This window comes from Nitratireductor kimnyeongensis (assembly GCF_019891395.1).
Lineage (GTDB): Bacteria > Pseudomonadota > Alphaproteobacteria > Rhizobiales > Rhizobiaceae > Nitratireductor > Nitratireductor kimnyeongensis.
The window spans coordinates 25,238-45,923 of sequence record NZ_CP078144.1 but is presented as its reverse complement, the minus strand read 5'-3'; the positions used below and the strand labels follow the sequence as shown (position 1 = coordinate 45,923).

Sequence of the window (20,686 nt, the reverse complement as noted above, 5' to 3'; positions counted from 1 at the left end):
CCTGCGATCAGCGGGCGCACTCTTGGGAGACATGATTTGCAGCACAGCCAAGCCGCGCTCCAGCCAACCCCGCTTCTTGACCGGAAGATCGACAGGCTCACCGTAAAGACGTTTGCAGACCGCGAAGCGATGGGAGCGGCCGCTGCAGCCGATATTGCAGAAGCGCTGCGCGAACGGCTGGCCAGCCAGGAGAATGTGCGCGTCATTTTCGCCTCCGCGCCGAGCCAGACCTCGATGGTCGAGCAGCTTCGCGCCATGCCGGGCATCGACTGGTCCCGCGTGACCGCCTTTCACATGGATGAGTTCATCGGGCTTGCGCCGGATGCGCCCCAGCGCTTCGCGCACTGGCTGAACCGGCACATTTTCGATGCGCTTCCGCTGGCTGCCGCACACCGGATCGACCCCGGGGCAGACCCGGAGAAAGAAGCGCAACGCTACACCGCGCTGCTTAATGAAGCGCCCATCGACTTTGTGTGCCTCGGCATCGGCGTCAACGGCCATATCGCGTTCAACGATCCGCCCATCGCCGATTTTGAGGATCCGCTGGACGTCAAGCTCGTGGAGCTCGACGCGGTCTGCCGCCAGCAGCAATATGATGATGGCGGATTTGAAAGCCTCGACGCAGTGCCGCGCACCGCGCTTTCACTCACCATTCCAAGACTGTTGCGCGCGGACCGCCTCTTCTGCATCGTGCCGGGCGCACACAAGCGCGATGCCGTGCACGGGGCGCTACACGGACCGCTGACAACAGATTGCCCGGCAAGCATCCTGCGCGAGCACGGCAATTGCACGCTTTATCTGGACAAGGAGGCTGACCCGGATGCCTGAGATCAACGCCGACGCGATCTGCGCAGACTATCTCGCAACGAGCCACGCGCTCATGCAGCGCATCCTTGTCGAAGAGCGTGACACTCTGGACAAGGCTGCCGAACGCCTTGCCTCCCAGATCGAGGCAGACCGGCTTGTGCACATTTTCGGCCCTGGCGGCCACTCCAATCTCGCCAGCCAGGAGGTGTTTTTCCGGGCCGGCGGCCTCATGCATATGAGCGCCATTCTCGATGAAGGCACGCTGCTGTCCAACGGCGCACTGCGCTCCATGGCAATCGAGCGCACGCCGGGTTATGGCCGCGTTGTCATCGCCGATGCCCGGCTTGGCGAAGGTGACGTGCTGATCCTCGCAAACGCCTACGGCATCAACGCAGCCCTGATCGACGCCGCACTGGAAGCGAAGTCTCGCGGGGCGTTTCTCATCGGCGTCAGCTCGCGCGAACATGCCGAAAGCACGAGCCCGGATCACCCGGCGCGCCACCCGGAAAAGAAGAACCTGCATGATGTGGTCGACATCGCCATCGACACGAAAGTCCCGATCGGCGATGCGGTGGTCAGCCTGCCGGGCATGACGGAGAACATCTCCGCCATCTCCACTTTTGCCAATGCGTTCGCACTCAACTGCCTGGTGATCCGCACCGTTGCGAAGCTGCTCGACCGCGGCGTCGAACCGCCGGTCTGGCGCAGCGGAAATGCACCAGGTGGCGATGAGGCAAACGCCCGCTTTCTGGCCCGCTTCCGCGACCGGGTTCGCGCGCTGTGAGCACGGAGAAGACCATAACCGGGCGCGATCCCGTTACCGGAGGCGGCATCACCATCACGATCCGCGACGGGCGGATCGCGGCGATTGCCGAGACGGATTCGCAGGATGAAACCTATCTCACGCCCGGCCTGGTCGACCTGCAGGTTAACGGCTATGCGGGGCTTGACCTGAATGACGGCGCGCTAACGCCGAAGCGCGTTTGCGAGCTCACCCGCATCATGGCCGGGCTCGGCGTGACCACCTATCTTCCAACCCTTGTGACCGGATCGCGCGAGCGGCTGCTCGATGGGCTTGACGCCATCGCTACGGCGCGGCGCGAAGATCCTCTCTGCGCGCGCATGATCCCCGGCGTTCACATGGAAGGCCCGAGCATCGCGCCCGAGGACGGGCCGCGCGGCGCGCATCCGGCGGAGCATGTGCGGCCGCCATCGCTTGATGAATTCAATGCATGGCAAAAGGCGAGCGGCTGCCTTGTCCGTCTCGTGACCCTTGCGCCCGAATATGAAGAGGCCCCGGCCTATATTCGCGCAGTAATGGCGCAGGGCGTTCATGTCGCCATTGGGCATTCCTCTGCCACGCCCGAGCAGGTTCATGCCGCTGCCGAGGCCGGCGCGCGGCTCTCCACACATCTGGGCAATGGCGCTGCCGCGCTCATGCCGCGCCATCCGAACCTGATCTGGGCGCAGCTCGCCGATGACCGGCTGACCGCCACGCTTATCGCCGACGGCCATCACCTGCCGGACGACGCGTTCAAGACCATGCTACGCGCCAAGGGGCTGGAACGCGCTCTTTTGGTTTCCGACAGCGTGGCGCTTGCCGGCATGGAGCCCGGTGTCTACCGACAACCGATCGGCGGCGATGTCGAGGTGCGCGCAGACGGACGCGTGGGCATTGCCGGGACACCTTATCTGGCCGGAGCCGGCTTGCCACTGATCGCCAATATTCCTATCGCGATGCGCATGGCCGGGCTTTCGCTGGCACAGGCGCTCAGGCTCGCCACGACGAACCCCGGCGCGTTTGTCGATGGGCGGGGCGTGATGAAGCTGGATGCACCGGCCGATCTCATCCGTTTTTCGATTGACGGGAAAACCGGCGCGTTTGAGCTTCAAACCACGCTCGTTCACAGCGAAGAGGTGTTCTCCGCATGATCCGCGCAGGCGTCGCCACGGTAGACATCACGCCGCCTGCAGGCTTGCCGCTTTCGGGTTTTGCCGCCCGCACCTTGCCGGCGACGGGTGCGCATGATCCGCTGACGGTGCGTGCGCTGGCTGTCAACGATACGGCGATGGTGGTTGCCGATGTGATCGGCCTGCACGGAGACATGAGCGCGCGCATTCGCCGCCGCTGCGCCCTCCCCGAGACCAATGTCATCATCAGCGCCCTGCACAATCATGGCGGCCCGGTTTCCATGGCCGGACGCCTGACGATTGAGACCGACGAAGACTATCTGCAGAAGCTGGAAGACGCCTGTGTCGAAGCCATCGATCAGGCTGTTGCCGCGCAAAGGCCTGCAAAGCTTTCCGTCGGGCTTGGAACCGACCCCGACATTGCGCGCAATCGCCGCCATCCGGGCGGCTCGGTAGATCGCGCTCTGCCGCTCTTGCGTGTACGCGACGAGAATGGCGGCATGATTGCCTTGATGACGGGCTATGCCTGCCACCCCGTGGTGCTCGGTGCAGACAACCGGCTGTGGACTGCCGACTATCCGCACTATGTGCGCCGCGCGCTTGAGACCGCGCATCCCGGAGCCACCGCCCTGTTCGTGACCGGATGTGTGGGCGACGCGAATACGGGCCACAGCGCCCATGCCTCGATCAGCCTTGCCGCAAACCCGGATCGCAGCTTTGCCGCCGCCGAACGGATTGGAGAGAAAATCGCAAAGGCGGCAATGGATGCAGCGGAGCTGCAACTTGGTGGGGACGTGGCGGCACTGGAAGCGCAGGTTTCCCTGCCGTTCAAGCGGCGTGAGACCGAGACGCCGGCAGAACTGGCAACCCGATGGCGCGCTGAGCGCGCAGGGGCTGAACCCGCGCATGCAGCGCTACTCGATGCCTGGATCCACTGGGCGGAGACCATTGCGCTTGAGTCAACCGACGCCCTTACGGGCCGGGTGTCCCTGCTCGATTGGGGCGGATTGGCAGTCTTTGGCCTCCCCGGGGAGATCTTTGCGGCGACCGCGCTCGGTCTGCGCGCCGCCTGTGGGGACCGAGTGGCGTTCATCGCCGGGTTTTCCGAAGACAATCCCGGCTACATCCCTCCGGCAGAAGAACATGCTTTTGGCGGGTATGAGGTGGAAGAAGCACACCGTTATTATGGGCAGCCGGCTACTTTCGCACCCGGTTGCGCAGAGGCGCTCGCTGCCGCCGGTGTTGCGCTTCTCGAGAAAACACAGGCTGACAGGGAATAGAGGAAGACGAAGCCAGGCCATCGCGAAATGCAGGGCGGCCATGCTGATGCAAACGGAAGTCGGCTTGACGCGCAACCGGTTGCATGGCAGTTTTTCATTGGGAACGAAATTGCAGTCTGCTCACGTCGAAAGGGAGAACAAAAGATGAGAGCGTACAGATCCAGCAACACAAAATCCGGCAGCTCGCGATTCACGGCTCGGGTGGCGGCGCTGTCACTGGGGGCGGCGATCACCGCGATCTCCGGTTCCGCATTTGCCCAGACCATCAATGTCTGGAGCGGCTATCCCGAAATGGCGCCGTTCTACGAGCACGTGGCGGAGGGGCTGAAGGAGAAATATCCCGACCTCAAAATCAACGTCGAAGCGATTGCTTTGCGCGAACATGAAAAGCGCATTGCGCTGGGCCTCACCTCCGGCTCCGCCGGCGTGACCGTGATCGAGCTCGCGGGCTCCACGGCCAGCCGCTACATCGAAAATGATCTGCTGCCGGCGGCACCGGAAGCCGTGGCGAATTTCGTCACCAACAGTGATAATTTCGGCGCGTTCTTCGTCGATGCCGCTTCCAAGAACGGCACCGTTTATGGCGTTCCGCTTTTCCGCGGTCAGGGCGCGCTGTTCTACAATGTCGACATGTTCGAGGCGGCAGGGCTCAATGAGCCGCCGCAGACCATGGAGGCCTACACGGATTATGCCGAGAAGCTCACCCAGCGCGACGCTGACGGCAAGGCGACCGTTTCGGGCTGGAGCCTGCGCCTTTCGGGCGGCGGCCAGGGCATTGCCGAAAAATTCTGGATCAACCTCTTCCAGTTTGGCGGCTCGGTTATCGAGGAAGTGAGCGACGGCAAGTGGAAGGCGAACTACGCCAATGAGGCCGGCCGCAAGGCACTCAAGCAGTATCTCGAGAACGTGCATGTGCTGAAGACCGTGACGCCCGAAATGCCGGCAGATGCCGAGGCTTTCGAGCGCGGTCAGACGGCGATGTTCATCCGCGAATCCTGGGTGATCGCCGACATCGCGGCCAAGGCTCCGGACCTGAACTATGCGACCGCGCCGCTGCCGGTCGGCTCCATCGCTCTGCCGGCCAACCTCTATGTGAACTCCGTCGAGGGTGAGGACGCAGAGGCTGCATGGGCCTATGTGCAGGCCGCCAACGACCCGGAGAACCTCGTCTGGCTTCTCGACAATGTCGGCTGGCTGCCCAACCGTTCGGGCGTCGACTACAGCGTCGTCACGGACAAGGTGCCCGCCTATGGCGCATTCGTCGACTATCCGGAGGACTACAAGTTTTTCACCCTGCCGGCCATTGGTCCGATCGAGGAGGTGCTGACCCGTCTCGCCGCTCAGCTCACCAACGCCTATAGCAATCCCGTGCTCGCCGAGGATGACGCGGCCATCGACGCAGTGCTTGCAAAGGCTGCCGAAGAGACCAACAACATTTTGAAGCGCGAAGGCCTTCTCGCCGAATAGGCGCTTCAACGATACCCTCATCCCGGAAACGGCGTCCGCGCCGTTTCCGATCAGTGACTTCAGGCGGACGGGAACAAAATGCTGCAACAAAAGCGATGGCGCTTTGCCATTCTGGCGATCCTACCGACGCTGGCGATCTTTGCCTGGGTGCGCATGTACCCGATCGTCGAGACATTGCGGCTGAGCCTGCATCAGTGGAACATCCTGTCGAAGAACAAACCGTTCATCGGCCTGGCGAATTTCCGCGAGCTCTTTCAGGACCAGCTCTTCCTGAACGCCCTGACAAACACGTCGATCATCGCTTTCGGCGTGGTCATTCTCACGGTGCCCACCGCCATGGTGATCGCCGGGCTTATCCACCACCGCACGCATTCGCGCTTCTCCGGGTTCTACGAGACATCGGTCTTCATCCCGCATGTCGTGTCGCTGGTGCCGGCGGCGATGGCCTGGAAATGGATTTTCGACGCCAAGCTCGGCCCGCTCAACGCTTTGCTCGAATTCTTCGGCATCCCGGCGCAGGCATGGCTTTTCGATCCCGTTCTTTCGGTGATCTGTATCATCGTCCTGTGTTCCTGGCAGGCGCTCGGCTATGCCGTGCTGATCTATCTCGTCGGTTTCAAGAACCTTCCGGTCTCTCTCTTCGAGGCAGCCAAGCTTGATGGCGCGTCCGGCGTGCAGCGTTTCTGGCATGTCTCGGTGCCGATGCTGAAACCGATCACGCTCTATGTTTCCGTCGTCACGCTGATCTCCGGCTTCAATGTCTATGCGCAGGCCTTCGTTCTTGCCTCGGACTCACAGGGCGCGCCCGGCAGGCAGGTCCGGGTTCTGGTGCTCGACATGCTCGAAAACAGCTTCCGCAACTACCGTGTCGGCTATGCGGCCTCCGAAGCCGTGGTGCTTCTGGCCATTGTTCTCGTGCTGACTCTCATCCAGTTCGGTCTTCTTCGGGAAAAGGGGCGGAAATGACACAGACGATAGCCGCTTCCACACCACGCCCGAAAGCCGGCGGGCGCATGAAAACGCGGGGCAAACTCATCGATTTCGCCATCGATGTGTTCCTGTTCTGCTTCTCGATCCTGATGATCCTGCCGCTGGTGTTTCTGGTGTCGAACGCCTTCAAGACGCCTGAAGAGATCGTCGCCTGGCCGCCACGCATCATCCCCACCGATCCGACGCTGGAAAACTTCCGCTCGGTGCTGGCGGACACGCCGTTGCCGATGTGGATATTCAACAGCGTCGCGTTCTCCACCCTTTCCATGGTGGCGATTGTCATGACCTCGGCAATCGCCGGCTATGTGCTGGCCAAGTTTCCGTTTCGCTCGCTCAACATCATCTTCATCCTGATCCTCGCCACGGCCATCGTGCCGTTCGAGGTCTATATGATCCCGCTTTATTTCCAGGCGCAGGCGCTGGGTGTGCTCAATTCTCTCTGGGGCCTGCTGCTTGGCTATCTGGTGATGAGCTTCGGCATCTTTCTGATCCGCCAGAATGTGATGCATTCCATACCCGACGAACTGCTTGAGGCCGCGCGCATCGACGGGGCGGGAGAGTTCTGGATCTTCTGGAAGATCGTCCTGCCGCTCTTGCGCGGTGCGCTCGGCGCGCTTGCCGTTCTCGCCTTTTTCCAGGCATGGACCTCCTTCGCCTGGCCGATGATCGTGACGACGACGCGCGACAGCTACACGATCGAGGTTGGCCTCGCCCTGTTCCAGACCGGATTCACCGTCGATCTTGGCCGGTTGAGCGCGGCATCTGCGGCCGTGCTCGTACCCTCCATCACGCTGTTCGTGATCCTGCGTCGCAATTTCGTGCAGGGTGTTGCCAGCACGGGGATGAAGGAATGACCGCCGGGAACGCCTTCTTTCCAGAGGCCGCTGACCGCTATGCATCGGCCAATGCCGGGACGCTCCAATGGATGCTGGATCGCCCCCTGCTTGGGGCGGGCTTTTTGAACACCAAGGTCAACAGCCTGACGCTTGCCGATTATGGCGAGGCCGACGGGCTGCGCGGGCCGGACTACACCTATGGCTGGATTCAGGGGCGTGGTCTCGAAGCGCTGGTCAGCCATGCGGCTTTCTTCGAGACGCGCGATGCGGCGCTATCTCAGCGGCTCAATGATGCCGGACGCTCGCTCTTCGCGCGCATCAAGGAACTGCAGGCGCGCGATGGCCATGTCTATTTCCGCTATGATGCCGGGCTTCGCCCTGTTCGCGCGGACGGCGATGGCGCGGTGACTGCCCAGGAACCGGCGGGAGACGTGTTCACCTATTCCGATGCTTTCGCCGCCAAGGGACTGGTGGCGGCAGCCGCCCGCTATGTGCCTGAAGAACTGCCCGGATATTTGCGCTATCTCGCCGATGTGATTGCGGCAATCGAGGATGGCCGCTTTCAGATGGGCGAAGAAAAGCCTTTGGGGGGCGAAGCGCTCGCCGGCGAACCGGACGATTTCGGGCCGCGCATGATCGTGCTCGGCGCTGCCGGCATGCTGGAACGCTGCGGCCTTTCAGATCACACCGCCTATGCGCAGCGTTTCATCGATCATGTCATCGAGGACCATCTGGACGAGAAATCCGGATTGCTGCGCAATGTGCCGGGCGGCGATAAGTGTAATGTCGGACACGGCATCGAGTTTGCGGGCTTTGCCCTGGACCATGCGCCCATTCGCCGGAACCCGGCGCTGGTGGCCACGCTGGAGCGCATTCTGATCGCTTCGTTTCGGGCAGGCTTTGCCGAGTGCGGGCTGCATCTCACCGTCTCGGTTTCTTCCGGCGAAAAGCTCAGCCCCTACCGACCCTGGTGGTCTTTGCCGGAAACGATCCGCACCGCCGCGCTCTGCCACCAGCTGACCGGCAGCGCCGACAGCCTTGCCATCTGGCAACAAGCGGACAGCGCATTCTTCGACCATTACTGGCGCGGTGCGCCGGCCATCGGCTACCAGACCCGCACGGCAGATGGCCCGGTGAACTATGTGCCGGCCACGCCCGATCTCGACCCCGGATATCACACCGGTCTGAGCCTTCTTGCCGCGATCCGCGTTGCGGAGGCTCTTTCAACGTCACACACCGCTTACGCCTCGAGGTAACCATGGCTTCAGTCGACATCCAGGATGTCCGCAAATTCTACGGACAGCTCGAAACCATCAAGGGCGTAACCGTCGAAGTGCCGGATGGCGCCTTTGTGGTTCTGGTCGGCCCTTCCGGCTGCGGCAAGTCCACGCTTCTGCGCATGATCGCCGGGCTTGAGGACATTTCCGGCGGCACGATCAGCATCGGGGGACGCGTCATCAACGATGTGGAGCCCAAGCACCGCGACATCGCCATGGTGTTCCAGAACTATGCGCTCTATCCGCATATGACGATCGCCGAGAACATGGGCTTCTCGCTCAGGCTCGCCAAGCGCCCGAAAGACGAGATCGACCAGCGGGTCCGCGAGGCCGCCGCCATTCTCGGCCTGTCGGACTATCTCGACCGGTATCCGCGCCAGCTTTCCGGCGGTCAGCGCCAACGCGTCGCCATGGGCCGCGCCATCGTGCGAAATCCGCAGGTCTTTCTCTTCGACGAGCCGCTGTCCAATCTCGACGCCAAGCTGCGCGTTCAGATGCGCGCTGAGCTGAAGGACATTCACGCCCGCCTGAAGACAACCACCGTCTATGTCACGCATGACCAGATCGAAGCCATGACCATGGCCGACCGCATCGTCGTGATGCGCGATGGCATCGTGGAGCAGGTGGGCGCGCCGCTGGATCTTTACGACCGGCCGAACAACACCTTTGTGGCAAGCTTCATCGGCTCGCCTTCGATGAACCTCCTACCGGGCCTCCTTACCAATGGTGGCAAGAGCGTCCGTGTTGAAAGCGGCGCTGAACTGCCGCTTGAAGGCGAACCGCCTGCCGCCAGTAAGGTGGTCTACGGCATGCGTCCTGAGCATTTGTTCCTGGCCGCTGATGGTGAAGGGTTCGAGGCCGTTGCGACCAATGTCGAGCCGACAGGGTCTGAAACACTCGTTCAGGTTCGCGTGGGAAAGCAGATCGTCTCGGCGCAGCTTCGTGATCGCGTCCACATTCGCGCGGGCGACACAGTGCGCCTTGGCGTTCAGGCGGCCAAGGCACATCTCTTCGACGCGGAGACAAGCCAGAGGCTTGGCTGATCCGTGATGGCGCAGCGTCTTAACCGTTCCTGTCTGTCGCATCTGGCCGGCGCCGTTCAGGGTCCAGCCTACGATCCAACCCATTTGGTCGCGGGCGTCGTGCATATCGGCATCGGGGCGTTTCATCGCGCTCATCAGGCCGTTTATGTGGACGCCTGTCTTGCGGAGGGAGATGCCAGTTGGGGCATCATCGGCGTTTCCCTCCGCAGCTCTGCCATGCGCGACGCCCTCGCCCCGCAGGATTGTCTCTACACACTCGCCGAGCGTGATGGTTCCGGTGAAACGCTGAAGGTCATCGGATCCGTGATGAAGGTGCTGGTGGCACCGGAGGACCCGCAGGTGGTTCTTGCCGCGATGAGCAGTCCGCAGACGCGGATCGTGACGCTGACCGTAACGGAGAAGGCCTATCCACGAAACGCGGACGGCACCCTGAATGTGCAGGATCGCACAGTGGCGGCGGACCTCGCCAACCCCGACCGGCCGACCGGCATACTGGGTTTTCTGACCGAAGCCCTCGCCCGAAGAAGGGCTGACGGCACGCCGCCTTTCACCGTTCTCTCATGCGACAACCTGCCCGCCAACGGCAAAACACTACGCGGGCTCGTGACCGAATTTGCGACCCTGCGCGATCGCGAACTGGGCCGTTACATCGAGCAGAATGTTGCCTTCCCTTCGAGCATGGTGGACCGCATCGTTCCGGCGACCACGGATGCCGACCGCGAACGAGTTGCACAGGCACTCGGCGTTGAAGATGCCTGGCCCGTGGTGACAGAGCCCTTCATGCAATGGGTGGTGGAAGACAATTTCCCGATGGGCAGGCCCGCCTGGGAACGCCATGGCGTCGAGATGGTGGCCGATGTCGCTCCTTTCGAGGAGATGAAGCTTCGGCTTTTGAACGGCGCGCATTCGGCCATCGCCTATGCAGGACAGCTGCTCGGGCACGAGACGGTGGCGGATGCCTTTGCCGACCCGCTGATCCACGGTTTCGTAAAGGGCCTCTGGCGAGAATCTGCCCGGACGCTTTCCGGCGACGCCGGCCTGAAGCCGGACGAATACATGGAGCGGCTTGCAGACCGTTTCGCCAACCCCGCGCTGCGTCACCGCACGGCGCAGATTGCCAATGACGGCTCGCAAAAGCTTCCGCAGCGCTTCATCAATCCTATGCTGGAGCTGCAAGATGCGGGTGAAGATGCAGCGCATCTTGCAGCCGGTGTTGCACTCTGGATTGCAGCACTCGCTGACAGAGGCGAGCCGCCTGCCTTCTCCGATCCGCTGGATGAGGCGCTGAAAGCGGCCATCGCAAAGACGACCAGTCCCGCCGACACTGTCGCCGCCGTCCTTCAGGCTGCCCGTTTCGACAGGGTCGACCGATATCTGCCCGCCGTCACCAAAGCCTATCAGCGCATCTCGGATGATGGCATTTCGGCGCCCCTTGCCCTTTATGCTCAAGGAGAGTTCCCTCAATGAAAGAGACCTGGCGGTGGTTCGGTCCGGACGATCCGGTGACGCTCGCTCATGTTCGGCAGGCGGGTGCTACAGGGATTGTCACCGCACTGCATCATCTCAATGACGGCCGTGCCTGGCCGCAGGACGAGATCGACAAGCGCAGGCAAGAAATCGAACAGGACGGCCTTGAATGGTCGGTCGTCGAAAGCGTGATCGTGCATGAGCATGTCAAAACGCGCAGCGGCGCCTTTCGCGCGCTGATCGACAATTACAAGACCTCGATCCGCAATGTCGCCCGCGCCGGGGTGCGCACCATCTGCTACAATTTCATGGCCATCACCGACTGGACGCGCACGGATCTCGACTATCCGATGCCGCATGGCGGGACGGCGCTGCGCTTCGATGCAGTCGAGTTCTGCGTCTACGATGTCTTCATCCTCGCGCGTCCGGGTGCCGAGGCTGACCACCCGGCCGAGCGGGTGGAAGCTGCGCGCGAGCGCCTGAAGACGATGAGCGAAAGCGATCTGGCGCGGCTGGAACGCAATCTCATCGAATGGGTGCCGGCGCGTGAATTCGTCTATGACCGTGAGAGCTTCCGGCGCATGCTGGATACCTATCGCGACATCTCAACCGATGGCCTGCGCGAAAATCTGGCAGAGTTCCAGAGGGAGATCATGCCGGTGGCGGAGGAGGAAGGCGTGGTGATGGCGATCCATCCCGACGATCCACCGTTCCCGCTGTTCGGCCTGCCGCGCATCGTTTCAACGCATGACGACCTGAAGGCATTGCTCGATGCCGTTCCGACCAGAGCAAACGGCCTAACCTTCTGCACCGGCTCGCTCGGCGCGAACCCGGCAAACGACCTTCCGGCCATGGCGAAGGCGCTTGGACCGCATATTCACTTCGCGCATCTGCGCAATGTGAAGAGGGAGCCGTGCGGGTCTTTCCATGAGGCAGAGCATCTGGAAGGCGACACGGACATGATCGCCGTGGTCGCCGCCCTGCTCGATGAAGAGAGGCGGCGCGACGGGCAGATTCCCATGCGTCCCGACCATGGACATGCCATTCTGGACGATCTCGGCAAGCGCGTGAATCCGGGTTATTCAGGTATTGGCCGATTGAAGGGGCTGGCGGAACTGCGCGGCGTGATGCGGACGCTCGAATATATGCGAAGGTGACGACGGACAGCTGTTCGGGTTTCCTGTGCACGAAGCCCTGCTACCGGTATTTTACTGACAGGAATCGCCCGCATCCGCGATGGAACGAATACGGCATGCTCTGGCGCATCCCAGAAAACGAACCATCGCAGAAGCCGTGTCACGAGAAAGCCCAGCAGGCTGAGCAGCAGAACCCTTACGAAAACACGGCCGACGCGCAGCAGTCTTGCGGCAAGCGAGCCACGCCGGTTACGGCGGATTTCTCGAGTTTCGCCCCAGAACTTATGCGATGACATCTCGGTCCCGACAGGGGAATGAGCGGCCCCGTTCAAGACAACCGGGAGGCGCAAGCGCTGCTTCCAGCTCAAGACTCTACTCATAACGCCAGTGAGAGTTTTATTCCAGGCATGGCCTGCGGCATCGCGTCCGTTGTGCGGGAACGCGGAAATGGTAAACTGGTAGATAAAATACCAGTTTGGGAGAGTTTCATGAGCGGCACCTTCATCGTCCGACCAAAATCTCAACCGGAAGAAGCTCTCAAGGACCCTGCCGTGGACCGGGAATTTATCGGGCGACTGGTGCGCGCGTTCTATACGCGCGTACGAAGCCACGCGCGGCTGGGGCCCATCTTTGCCGGCGAAATCAGGGATGACTGGGAACCGCATTTGGAGAAGATGACCGATTTCTGGTGCGCGGTCATCCTCAAGGATGGCAGCTATCACGGTAGGCCGGTGCCGGCTCACCTCAAGCTGAAAACGGTTGTGGAAGCCGACTTCGACATTTGGCTGGGGCTGTTTCGCGAGACCGTCGAGGAGCTTTCCACACCGTCGGTTGCGACCGTGTTCATGGAGCGGGCGGAGCGCATCGCAAAAAGCCTGAAACTTGCCATGTTCTTCCGCCTGCCTGCTGCGCTTGGGCCTGATGTAGCACGCACCCGGGCGCGGGAATGACTTGATGCGCATGACACTCCATACAGATTATGCACTGCGGATGCTGATCTTTCTGGCATTACGGCCTGATGCGCCCTGCATTGTGGGCGATGTCGCAGAAGCTTATGGGCTTTCGCACAACCATCTCCTGAAGGTTGCACGAAGGCTCGCGCAACTTGGCGCAGTCACGACGCTGCGCGGACGCGCCGGGGGAATCATGCTGGCAAAGGAACCCGAAGACATCGAGTTGGGGGCCATCGTTCGCGGTATGGAGGAAAGCCTCGCCCTCGTCGAGTGCATGGGCGTGGGAGAAAGCACTTGTGTTCTGACGCAGGGTTGCCGGCTGAAGGGCATCGTGACCGAGGCGCTGGATGCCTATCTCGCCGTGTTCGATCGCTATACGCTTGCCGATCTTGTCACCAATCGGCAGGCCCTTGCGGGGTTGCTCGATCTCAAAATGGAAACCTCGGGCGCGACGGCATCAGCTTGAGGCCGCCCCCTGCCCTGCTCTATCCCAACTGCTCATCAAGAGCGTTTTCATCGATAGGCCAGATCAGACGCGCGAGCTTTTTGTAACCGGCGGTCTTCGGGTTGTTGGGGTAGCAACCTTCCACGACCGCATAGATGATCTCCTCGGCGATGGGAGCAAAGCCCGCGTGGAAATGGTTGGTCGACTTGATAAGCAGCGCCTGTTTTTCGAGCGGATCGACGCCGAGATTGGAGAAGATGTCCGGCTCGAAAGTCTGCGTGCGATTGGTGTTGAGCACGATGTCGATCTCCGTGCCCACAAGCCGCACTACTGCGGCAGGGCCAAGTGTGACGCGGCTGGTGCCAAATGTCTGCCAACCCTCCTTCGCCAGTTTGCGGATCTCGAATGACCCGTCGAACGGTGTGCCGCTGGCGGCGTTTGCCTTGCCGCCAATGCGCATGTCGAGAACGGTGCCCTCGCCTGCGCCATGAGCGAAACCGACTGCCTGCGGATCCCATATCGTAGCAATGCCGGCGCGTGTTATGCCGCTTTTGACGAGCGCATGCAGGAGAACGGTGTTGTCGCCTGCCGTTCCACCGCCGGGATTGTCCCACATGTCGGCGATGACGACCGGCCAGCCGCTTGCACCGCCGGCTTTAGCCCTGGCGATGGCATCATCGGCGGAGATGCTGTTCATGGCGGTCGTGCCGCGCATGGAACGCACTTCACGACCAAGCTTTTCGGCAAGAGTTGCGCCCTTGGCCGGGGCATTGTCAGTGACGACCATGACCTGGGTCCCGAGCTCCGGCACGTCTCCGGCCATAAAGCCGTGAATAAGCGAGACGGAGAGAACCCCCTCCCTGCCCTGAAGTGCCTTCATGCGGTCAACGAAGGAACGCATGGGCTCGCGGCTGGTCGGGAAGACATCGATCATACGGCAGTCAAAGGTGGAGATGACCGGGCGGATTTCGCCACGCGTGGCCCGCAGGGCGAGATCCACCACATGTTCCGCCCGCTCCAGGAAATCCGTGTGGGGAAATTCCAGGAAAGACGCCAGAATGTCGGCTGCCGCCACGCGCTTCGCTGTCAGATGGCTGTGCGGGTCGAGCTCTGCTGCCACCACCACGTTTGGCCCGACGATCGCGCGAACGCGGGCAAGAAGATCGCCCTCGCAATCATCGAGTCCGCGCGCGACCATTGCGCCGTGCAGGCCAAGAACCACGCAGTCCACCGGCATGGCGGCCCGCAGCTGATCCAGTATTTCATCGCGCAACGCCTCATAGACATCGAGCCGCACATAGCCTCCCGGCTCCGCCCAGGTGGCGGTGCCTTCGATCAGGGTGAACCCCTCCTCCCGCGCGCGCCGCCGCAAAACCGGAATGGGCGCCGAACAGAGGGTCGGGGTCTCGGGATGCTCCCCCGGCCCCGCATAAAACGCCATCTCGAAATCGCGTCGATCCGTGGGGATCGGCGAGAAGGTGTTCGTTTCGGTGGCGAAGGAGGCAGTGAAGACACGCATGCGTTGATATCCCGGCTTATGGTTCAAAGCGGCTTGTAGGCTACGGCCTCAACCTCGATCTTGATGTCGAGCATCAGCCGCGATTCAACCGTGGTGCGCGCGGGCGGGTCTTTCGGGAAATATTTGCCATAGACCGCATTGAACGGGCCGAAATCGCGAGCGTCTTCCACCCAGACGGTTGTCTTGACCACATCGTCCAGCGTGCAGCCGGCAAGCGCCAATGCCGCCTTGACGTTTTCCATCACCTGCATGGTCTGCTCGGTGATGCCACCCTTGACGACAACGCCATCGGCACCCACCGGAACCTGGCCCGAAATGTACACGAAATCACCGGCGCGCACGGCGGGGGAAAGTGGCACATGGGAGGTGCCGAAGCACTGTTTGGACATGAATATACTCCGTTCCTAGAATTGCTTTATTTCACCGCACCGATGGCCAAGCCGCGCACCAGATAGCGCTGTAGCCAGGCGAAGATGACGGCGACGGGGATCGTGGCGACAAAGGTTGCCGCCATGACGTGATGCCACTCGACCGTGTAGCGGCCGGCAACGAGCGAGAAAATCTGGATCGGCAGCGTGTAGCTTTCCTGACGCCGCAGCATGGTGAGTGCGATGACGAACTCGTTCCACGCATTGATGAAGGAGAAGATGGCGGTGACCGTCATCGCAGGAAGGGCAAGCGGCAGGAACACCATCACCAGCGCTTTTGCCGGGCTCGCGCCCTCGATCCACGCGGCTTCTTCCAGATCTTTCGGAATGGTGGAGAAATAGCTCTGCAGCATCCAAACGGTGAATGCGACATTGAACGCGCCATAGACGAAGACGATGGAGTTCACATTGTCGAGCAGGCCGAGCCACACCACCAGCCGGAACAGGCCGATGACAAGCACGATGGGCGAGAGCATCTGCGTGACGAGCAGGAACTGGCGGAAAAAGCCCTGCCCCCTGAAGCGGAAACGGCTCATGGCGTAAGCCGCTGGAATGGAGACCGCGAGCGCCAGAACGGTCGACAGCACCGAGACATAGATCGAATTCCACAGCGCGGTGCCGAAATTGGTGACGGCCCACATGTCTATGAAATTCCGCCATGCTGCCTCACGCGGCCACCAGGTGGGCGACAGCACCTCGTTGGCCGGCTTGATCGCGGTGATGAACATCACGGCAAACGGAAACAGGATCAGCACAATGAGCGGTGACAGCAGTGCCCAGTAGAGAAGCGATTTCTTCAGTTTGGGGTTCATGTCCGTTCCCTACGCATGGCCAGCGCGACATAGAGGATGGTGAAGACCAGAAGCAGCGCGAACATCATCACCGACAGGGCGGACGCCTCGCCCAGTTTGCCGAAGCGGAAACCGAGCTTGTAGAGATAGGTGACCAGGATGTCGGTGGAGTTGGCCGGCCCACCCTGCGTGGTCGCCCAGATGATCGGGAACGAATTGAACACATAGATCATGTTGAGCACGATCGAGATGTTCAAAAACGGCTTCATCAGCGGCAAGGTGATCTCGCGGAAAGTCTGCCAGCGCGATGCACCTTCAAGCTTTGCCGCCTCATAGAGATCATCGGGAATGGATGAGAGGCCGCCGAGAAAGATCGTGGTCGTGAACGGGATCGTGACCAGAATGCCGATCATGATCTGCACCGGAAAGGCGGTAGAGGCGCGGGCAAGCCACTGGATGTTATGATCGATCAGGCCGATGTTCTGCAGGCCCGAATTGAGCATGCCGCTCTCGCCATTCAGCGCCCACCGCCAGACGATGGCGGTCATGGTGAGCGACACGGCCCAGGGCAGCATGACGATGACGCGCGCAAGCGAGCGACCGTAAAAATCCTCGTTAAGGATCATGGAGACGGGCACGGAGATGATGAGCGTGCCGAAGACGATGCCGCCGGTCCAGATGAAGGTGCGCCACAGCGCGCCCAGAAAATCCGGATCGGTGAAGACGGCGACATAGTTTTCGACACCGTTGAAACCACGCAGCTGGCCAAAGCGGTTGACGTCGTTGAGCGAAATCGTGCCGAGCTGGTAAAGCGGCCACAGGATGATGAACGCGGCGAGCAGAAACCCCGGCAGGATCAACAGATAGGGATTTGTCAGGGGCGAGCGGATCATGGTCCCGTCAGTGTTCGCAGGATTTCAAGCGGACAGAAGCGGCATGCGCAGCCACAACCGCGCACGCCATCTTCAATGGATCGGCTATTGCCCGAGAATGCCGTTGATCTCTTCAGCGGCAGCGTCGAGCGTGGCCTTGGGCTCGCCATTGCCGAGATAGATTGTCTGCACCGCATCCGACGTGGCGGCCGCGATTTCCTCCCAACCGGCGATGACGGGCGCGAAGCGGGCATCCGGCAGAAGCGCCGTGAAGGCTTTCAGATCGGCATTGTCAGCAAAGGCGGGCTGGGCAGCGACCTCAGGATTGACCGGCAGGAAGCCTTCACCCGAGGTGAACTTTGCGCGCCACTCGGTGGTGAAGAGCTGATCGAGGAATTTCCAGGCCAGATCCTTGTTCTGGGAATTTTCGAACATGATGATGGAATCGGTCACGCCATAAGTGCCGCGCTCTCCATCCGGTCCAGCCGGAATGGCGGCAACGCCATATTCGAGATCGGGCGCTTCTTCCTTGATCTGGTTTGAAAGGAAGGGCGCGGTGATCATCATGCCGACCTTGCCCTGCTTGAAGAGGTTCTGCACGTCTTCGCGGCTGTAGGAGGTGACGCCGGGCTGGGTCGCGCTGGCATCGATCAGCGATTTGTACATCTCCGCGGCCTTGTAGCCGGCATCCGTGTCGAGGCCGGACGTGCCGTCTTCCTCAACAAGCTGGCCGCCATAGGCCCAGAAGGCATAGTAGAAATAGACGTCGGTCTCGATTTCCTTGCCCTGAAGTCCGAAGCCGGCAATGTCGTCACCCAGCGCGCCGATCTTCTTGGCCGCTTCGGCAAGCTCGTCCCAGGTGTCGGGAACCTCGGTGATGCCGGCCTGCTCAAACAGCGCCTTGTTGTAATACATGGCTCGGGCCGATGCCGCGATGGGCAGACCATAGGTCTTTTCCTGCATCACGGATGGCTCCAGGAAGACCGGGAAGAAGCGGTCCTTGAAATCCTGCGTCATGTAATCGTCGAGTGGGGCGGCAATGCCCTGATCGACGAAATCGATCAGCCAGCGTGTGCCGATGATCGACAGGTCGGCATTGGCGCCGCCCGAAATGTCGGTGGTCAGCTTTTGCAGAAGCACGTCCCACGGCACCACTTCTACCTGAATTTCAGAGCCGGGATTGGCCTCCTCGAACGCTTTGGCGGCTTCTTCGAAATAGGGGCCGGTCTTGGAACTGTATTCAGCTACGGTGACGCGCACGGTCTCCGCCTGCGCCCACCCAGCCATGGATAGAAGCGCGGCACCGGCGACGGTGGCTCTCAATGCGGTCCTGATCATTGCTAACTCCCTGTTCCTCTCTCGGGTTCCTGATGCATGCCCGGTGAAGGGCACCTGCGCCTTAACTGTTCTTTGGGATCGCCACACGGCGCGGGCGGCGGCCTTTTGTGTAATTTTTTTACAGAAACTAGAATTAAGCAAGAGAAATCGCACATTCATGTTGCTAAATTACGATTTATCGGCAAATCTTTGGCTGTGGATCCTTAATTGGGCCCGCGCCAATTGCCCGGAAAAGACCAATCGATTTCAAGAAAAGCGGGCACACCGAGGGGAAGAACGGGAGCGCAATGATCGATCTGAAGGATCACAGGATCGTGGTGACGGGTGCGGGCGGTGGCATCGGACGAGCCATGGTGGATGTCCTCTCGGGGTTTGGCGCCTTTGTGGTCGCCTGCGATCTGGAGGAGGCCGATCTGTCGTTTGACGGGGTTGGGGAAGCACAGCGCTTTGACCTTTTGGACGATGGTGCGGTTGAAGCGGCGGCAAAGCGCATTTGCGACGGGGGCGTTCCGGATGCCGTGATCTCAAACGCCGGCTGGACGCGCGCCGAAACGCTGGATGACGTGACGCCCAAGGCGCTCTCCCTCGAGCTGGACCTGAACCTGCGCAGCGCGGCACGACTTTCGCAGGCCTTTCTGCCCGCCATGCGTGACAGGGAGAACGGCGCAGCGTTCGTGTTCATTTCCTCCATCAACGCGCTTTCGCATTATGGCAATCCCGCCTATGCGGCTGCCAAGGCCGGGTTGATCGCCTGGATGCGCGCCATCGCGACGGAGGAAGGCCGGCATGGCATTCGCGCCAATGCGATCACGCCGGGTTCGGTGCGCACCATGGCCTGGGACCACCGCATCGAACGCGACCCGGGCATATTGGCGAAGGTGCGGCAGCTTTACCCGCTGGGCCGCATGGTCGAGCCCGCCGAAGTGGCGCGCGCAGCGGCCTTTCTCGCCTCACCGCTTTCAAGTGGCATCACCGGCACGGTGCTTCCCGTGGATGCCGGGATTTCCGCCGGCAACCTGCCCTTTCTCGAACAGATATCCGGCTGAGGAGACCCTTCATGGCAAAACTGAGATTGAAGGACATTTCCAAGCGCTATGGCTCGCTGACCGTGATCGAGAAGCTCTCGCTGGCGATCGACGACGGCGAGTTCGTGGTCCTGGTCGGGCCATCCGGCTGTGGCAAATCCACACTCATGCGCATGATCGCGGGGCTTGAGCCCATTACCGGAGGGGATCTTTTCATCGGTGGGGCGCGCGCGAATGACATTCCGCCTCAGAAACGCGACACGTCCATGGTGTTCCAGTCCTATGCGCTCTTTCCGCATATGAGCGTGCGGGAGAATATCAGCTTTGGGCCACGCGTGCGCGGGGAGCCGAAAGACGAGACCGAGCAGCGCATCAGGAAGGCGGCGGAAATCCTAAATCTCGGCGCCTATCTCGACCGCAAGCCGGGCCAGCTATCGGGCGGTCAACGCCAGCGTGTCGCCATGGGCAGGGCCATCGTGCGCGATCCGAAAGTGTTTCTCTTCGACGAGCCGCTGTCGAACCTCGACGCGAAACTGCGCATCCAGATGCGCACCGAGATCAAGGCGCTGCACCAGAAGCTTGGCACGACCATCGTCTATGTCACGCATGACCAGATCGAGGCCATGACTATGGCCGACCGGATCGTGGTCATGAATGGCGGCAATATCGAGCAGGTGGGCACACCGCTGGAGCTTTACGACCGGCCCGCCAACACATTTGTTGCCGGTTTCATCGGCTCACCCGCGATGAGCTTTCTTCAGGCAGAAACGGGCATGGTTGACGGCACGCCCGTGGCGGTGCTGCAGGATGGGACGAGCCTCCCCGTTGCGCAGGGTTTTGGCGAGAAAACGGTGACGGTTGGTATCCGTCCCGAATCCTATCAAAGGAACCCGGAAGGACCGCTGAAACTCCATGTAGAAGTTGTGGAGCCCACCGGCCCGGAGATCCATGTGTTCGGCACCATTGCCGGAGAAGATGTACGCGTCGTGCTCCGGGACCGCGAACTCCCCCATCATGGCGAGACACTTGCGCTTTCCGTTCCGGTCGAGCATGTCCACCTCTTTGACAGCGATGGCGGACAAAGGCTGGAGGCCCACTGAC

Annotated in this window: 20 protein-coding genes; 15 read left to right on the top strand and 5 right to left on the bottom strand. The window is 61.4% G+C overall.

Annotated features, from left to right (window positions below; all coding sequences use genetic code 11):
• The first annotated feature begins 129 nt into the window (after window positions 1-129).
• The 13 genes from KW403_RS18260 (at window position 130) to KW403_RS18200 (ending at window position 13,633) form a co-directional block, all read left to right on the top strand.
• Window positions 130-828 carry a 6-phosphogluconolactonase gene (locus tag KW403_RS18260; protein WP_223022857.1) on the top strand — a complete coding sequence of 233 codons (699 nt, stop codon included), beginning with the start codon at window positions 130-132 and terminating at the stop codon, window positions 826-828.
• Window positions 821-1,591 (top strand): sugar isomerase domain-containing protein, encoded by a 771-nt coding sequence (locus KW403_RS18255; protein ID WP_223022673.1) that lies wholly within the window; start codon window positions 821-823, stop codon window positions 1,589-1,591. Before KW403_RS18260 ends, KW403_RS18255 begins: the two co-directional genes overlap by 8 nt.
• Window positions 1,588-2,739: an N-acetylglucosamine-6-phosphate deacetylase gene (locus KW403_RS18250; RefSeq protein WP_223022672.1), complete on the top strand. Its 1,152-nt coding sequence runs from the start codon at window positions 1,588-1,590 to the stop codon at window positions 2,737-2,739. Before KW403_RS18255 ends, KW403_RS18250 begins: the two co-directional genes overlap by 4 nt.
• Entirely contained in the window at window positions 2,736-3,998 is a 1,263-nt protein-coding gene (locus tag KW403_RS18245) for a neutral/alkaline non-lysosomal ceramidase N-terminal domain-containing protein (protein WP_223022671.1), read from the top strand. Before KW403_RS18250 ends, KW403_RS18245 begins: the two co-directional genes overlap by 4 nt.
• Window positions 3,999-4,142: 144 nt before the next feature.
• Window positions 4,143-5,465, top strand: coding sequence for an extracellular solute-binding protein (locus KW403_RS18240; RefSeq protein WP_223022670.1), 1,323 nt, complete (start codon window positions 4,143-4,145; stop codon window positions 5,463-5,465).
• 78 nt (window positions 5,466-5,543) lie between these two features.
• Window positions 5,544-6,431 (top strand): carbohydrate ABC transporter permease, encoded by an 888-nt coding sequence (locus KW403_RS18235; RefSeq protein ID WP_007007211.1) that lies wholly within the window; start codon window positions 5,544-5,546, stop codon window positions 6,429-6,431.
• 47 nt (window positions 6,432-6,478) lie between these two features.
• Window positions 6,479-7,309: a carbohydrate ABC transporter permease gene (locus tag KW403_RS18230; protein ID WP_378597181.1), complete on the top strand. Its 831-nt coding sequence runs from the start codon at window positions 6,479-6,481 to the stop codon at window positions 7,307-7,309.
• A complete protein-coding gene (locus tag KW403_RS18225; RefSeq protein ID WP_223022669.1) occupies window positions 7,306-8,547 on the top strand; it encodes an AGE family epimerase/isomerase in 1,242 nt (413 codons plus the stop codon). The genes KW403_RS18230 and KW403_RS18225 overlap by 4 nt, the downstream gene beginning before the upstream one ends.
• A gap of 2 nt (window positions 8,548-8,549) precedes the next feature.
• Window positions 8,550-9,611 (top strand): ABC transporter ATP-binding protein, encoded by a 1,062-nt coding sequence (locus KW403_RS18220; RefSeq protein WP_223022668.1) that lies wholly within the window; start codon window positions 8,550-8,552, stop codon window positions 9,609-9,611.
• A 6-nt stretch (window positions 9,612-9,617) separates the two neighbouring features.
• Window positions 9,618-11,078, top strand: a complete 1,461-nt coding sequence (locus KW403_RS18215; RefSeq protein WP_223022667.1) for a mannitol dehydrogenase family protein — start codon at window positions 9,618-9,620, stop codon at window positions 11,076-11,078.
• Entirely contained in the window at window positions 11,075-12,235 is a 1,161-nt protein-coding gene (gene uxuA / locus KW403_RS18210; protein WP_223022666.1) for a mannonate dehydratase, read from the top strand. Before KW403_RS18215 ends, uxuA begins: the two co-directional genes overlap by 4 nt.
• A gap of 293 nt (window positions 12,236-12,528) precedes the next feature.
• The gene (locus KW403_RS18205; protein WP_425518231.1) at window positions 12,529-13,164 is read left to right on the top strand and encodes a group III truncated hemoglobin; all 636 of its coding nucleotides are present in this window, start codon (window positions 12,529-12,531) and stop codon (window positions 13,162-13,164) included.
• Between the two features lie 4 nt (window positions 13,165-13,168).
• Entirely contained in the window at window positions 13,169-13,633 is a 465-nt protein-coding gene (locus tag KW403_RS18200; protein ID WP_223022665.1) for an Rrf2 family transcriptional regulator, read from the top strand.
• Between the two features lie 19 nt (window positions 13,634-13,652).
• On the opposite strand, the gene KW403_RS18195 is transcribed toward KW403_RS18200, so the two are convergent.
• The 5 genes from KW403_RS18195 to KW403_RS18175 all read right to left on the bottom strand — a co-directional run bounded on the left by KW403_RS18195 (window position 13,653) and on the right by KW403_RS18175 (window position 18,560).
• The gene (locus tag KW403_RS18195; RefSeq protein WP_223022664.1) at window positions 13,653-15,131 is read right to left on the bottom strand and encodes a M81 family metallopeptidase; all 1,479 of its coding nucleotides are present in this window, start codon (window positions 15,129-15,131) and stop codon (window positions 13,653-13,655) included.
• 23 nt (window positions 15,132-15,154) lie between these two features.
• Entirely contained in the window at window positions 15,155-15,520 is a 366-nt protein-coding gene (locus KW403_RS18190) for a RidA family protein (protein WP_223022663.1), read from the bottom strand.
• 26 nt (window positions 15,521-15,546) lie between these two features.
• Window positions 15,547-16,371 (bottom strand): carbohydrate ABC transporter permease, encoded by an 825-nt coding sequence (locus KW403_RS18185; RefSeq protein WP_007007193.1) that lies wholly within the window; start codon window positions 16,369-16,371, stop codon window positions 15,547-15,549.
• Window positions 16,368-17,243: a carbohydrate ABC transporter permease gene (locus tag KW403_RS18180; RefSeq protein WP_223022662.1), complete on the bottom strand. Its 876-nt coding sequence runs from the start codon at window positions 17,241-17,243 to the stop codon at window positions 16,368-16,370. Before KW403_RS18180 ends, KW403_RS18185 begins: the two co-directional genes overlap by 4 nt.
• Before the next feature lie 84 nt (window positions 17,244-17,327).
• The gene (locus KW403_RS18175) at window positions 17,328-18,560 is read right to left on the bottom strand and encodes an ABC transporter substrate-binding protein (RefSeq protein WP_223022661.1); all 1,233 of its coding nucleotides are present in this window, start codon (window positions 18,558-18,560) and stop codon (window positions 17,328-17,330) included.
• Between the two features lie 287 nt (window positions 18,561-18,847).
• Here KW403_RS18175 and KW403_RS18170 point away from each other — a divergent pair, with 287 nt between their 5' ends.
• Together KW403_RS18170 and KW403_RS18165 are read left to right on the top strand one after the other, a co-directional pair.
• Window positions 18,848-19,606 (top strand): SDR family NAD(P)-dependent oxidoreductase, encoded by a 759-nt coding sequence (locus KW403_RS18170; protein WP_223022660.1) that lies wholly within the window; start codon window positions 18,848-18,850, stop codon window positions 19,604-19,606.
• A gap of 11 nt (window positions 19,607-19,617) precedes the next feature.
• Window positions 19,618-20,685 (top strand): ABC transporter ATP-binding protein, encoded by a 1,068-nt coding sequence (locus KW403_RS18165; protein WP_223022659.1) that lies wholly within the window; start codon window positions 19,618-19,620, stop codon window positions 20,683-20,685.
• Window position 20,686 lies beyond the last annotated feature (1 nt).

Bases quoted from the DNA above. Each gene is read 5' to 3' on its own strand.
- KW403_RS18245 (WP_223022671.1), top strand. From the start codon at position 2,736: ATGATCCGCGCAGGCGTCGCCACGGTAGACATCACGCCGCCTGCAGGC.
- KW403_RS18195 (WP_223022664.1), bottom strand. From the start codon at position 15,131: ATGCGTGTCTTCACTGCCTCCTTCGCCACCGAAACGAACACCTTCTCG.
- KW403_RS18175 (WP_223022661.1), bottom strand. From the start codon at position 18,560: ATGATCAGGACCGCATTGAGAGCCACCGTCGCCGGTGCCGCGCTTCTA.
- KW403_RS18215 (WP_223022667.1), top strand. From the start codon at position 9,618: ATGGCGCAGCGTCTTAACCGTTCCTGTCTGTCGCATCTGGCCGGCGCC.
- KW403_RS18240 (WP_223022670.1), top strand. From the start codon at position 4,143: ATGAGAGCGTACAGATCCAGCAACACAAAATCCGGCAGCTCGCGATTC.
- KW403_RS18190 (WP_223022663.1), bottom strand. From the start codon at position 15,520: ATGTCCAAACAGTGCTTCGGCACCTCCCATGTGCCACTTTCCCCCGCC.
- KW403_RS18180 (WP_223022662.1), bottom strand. From the start codon at position 17,243: ATGATCCGCTCGCCCCTGACAAATCCCTATCTGTTGATCCTGCCGGGG.
- KW403_RS18220 (WP_223022668.1), top strand. From the start codon at position 8,550: ATGGCTTCAGTCGACATCCAGGATGTCCGCAAATTCTACGGACAGCTC.
- KW403_RS18230 (WP_378597181.1), top strand. From the start codon at position 6,479: ATGAAAACGCGGGGCAAACTCATCGATTTCGCCATCGATGTGTTCCTG.
- KW403_RS18225 (WP_223022669.1), top strand. From the start codon at position 7,306: ATGACCGCCGGGAACGCCTTCTTTCCAGAGGCCGCTGACCGCTATGCA.
- KW403_RS18200 (WP_223022665.1), top strand. From the start codon at position 13,169: ATGCGCATGACACTCCATACAGATTATGCACTGCGGATGCTGATCTTT.
- KW403_RS18165 (WP_223022659.1), top strand. From the start codon at position 19,618: ATGGCAAAACTGAGATTGAAGGACATTTCCAAGCGCTATGGCTCGCTG.
- KW403_RS18255 (WP_223022673.1), top strand. From the start codon at position 821: ATGCCTGAGATCAACGCCGACGCGATCTGCGCAGACTATCTCGCAACG.
- KW403_RS18260 (WP_223022857.1), top strand. From the start codon at position 130: ATGGGAGCGGCCGCTGCAGCCGATATTGCAGAAGCGCTGCGCGAACGG.
- KW403_RS18235 (WP_007007211.1), top strand. From the start codon at position 5,544: ATGCTGCAACAAAAGCGATGGCGCTTTGCCATTCTGGCGATCCTACCG.
- uxuA (WP_223022666.1), top strand. From the start codon at position 11,075: ATGAAAGAGACCTGGCGGTGGTTCGGTCCGGACGATCCGGTGACGCTC.
- KW403_RS18205 (WP_425518231.1), top strand. From the start codon at position 12,529: ATGAGCGGCCCCGTTCAAGACAACCGGGAGGCGCAAGCGCTGCTTCCA.
- KW403_RS18185 (WP_007007193.1), bottom strand. From the start codon at position 16,371: ATGAACCCCAAACTGAAGAAATCGCTTCTCTACTGGGCACTGCTGTCA.
- KW403_RS18170 (WP_223022660.1), top strand. From the start codon at position 18,848: ATGATCGATCTGAAGGATCACAGGATCGTGGTGACGGGTGCGGGCGGT.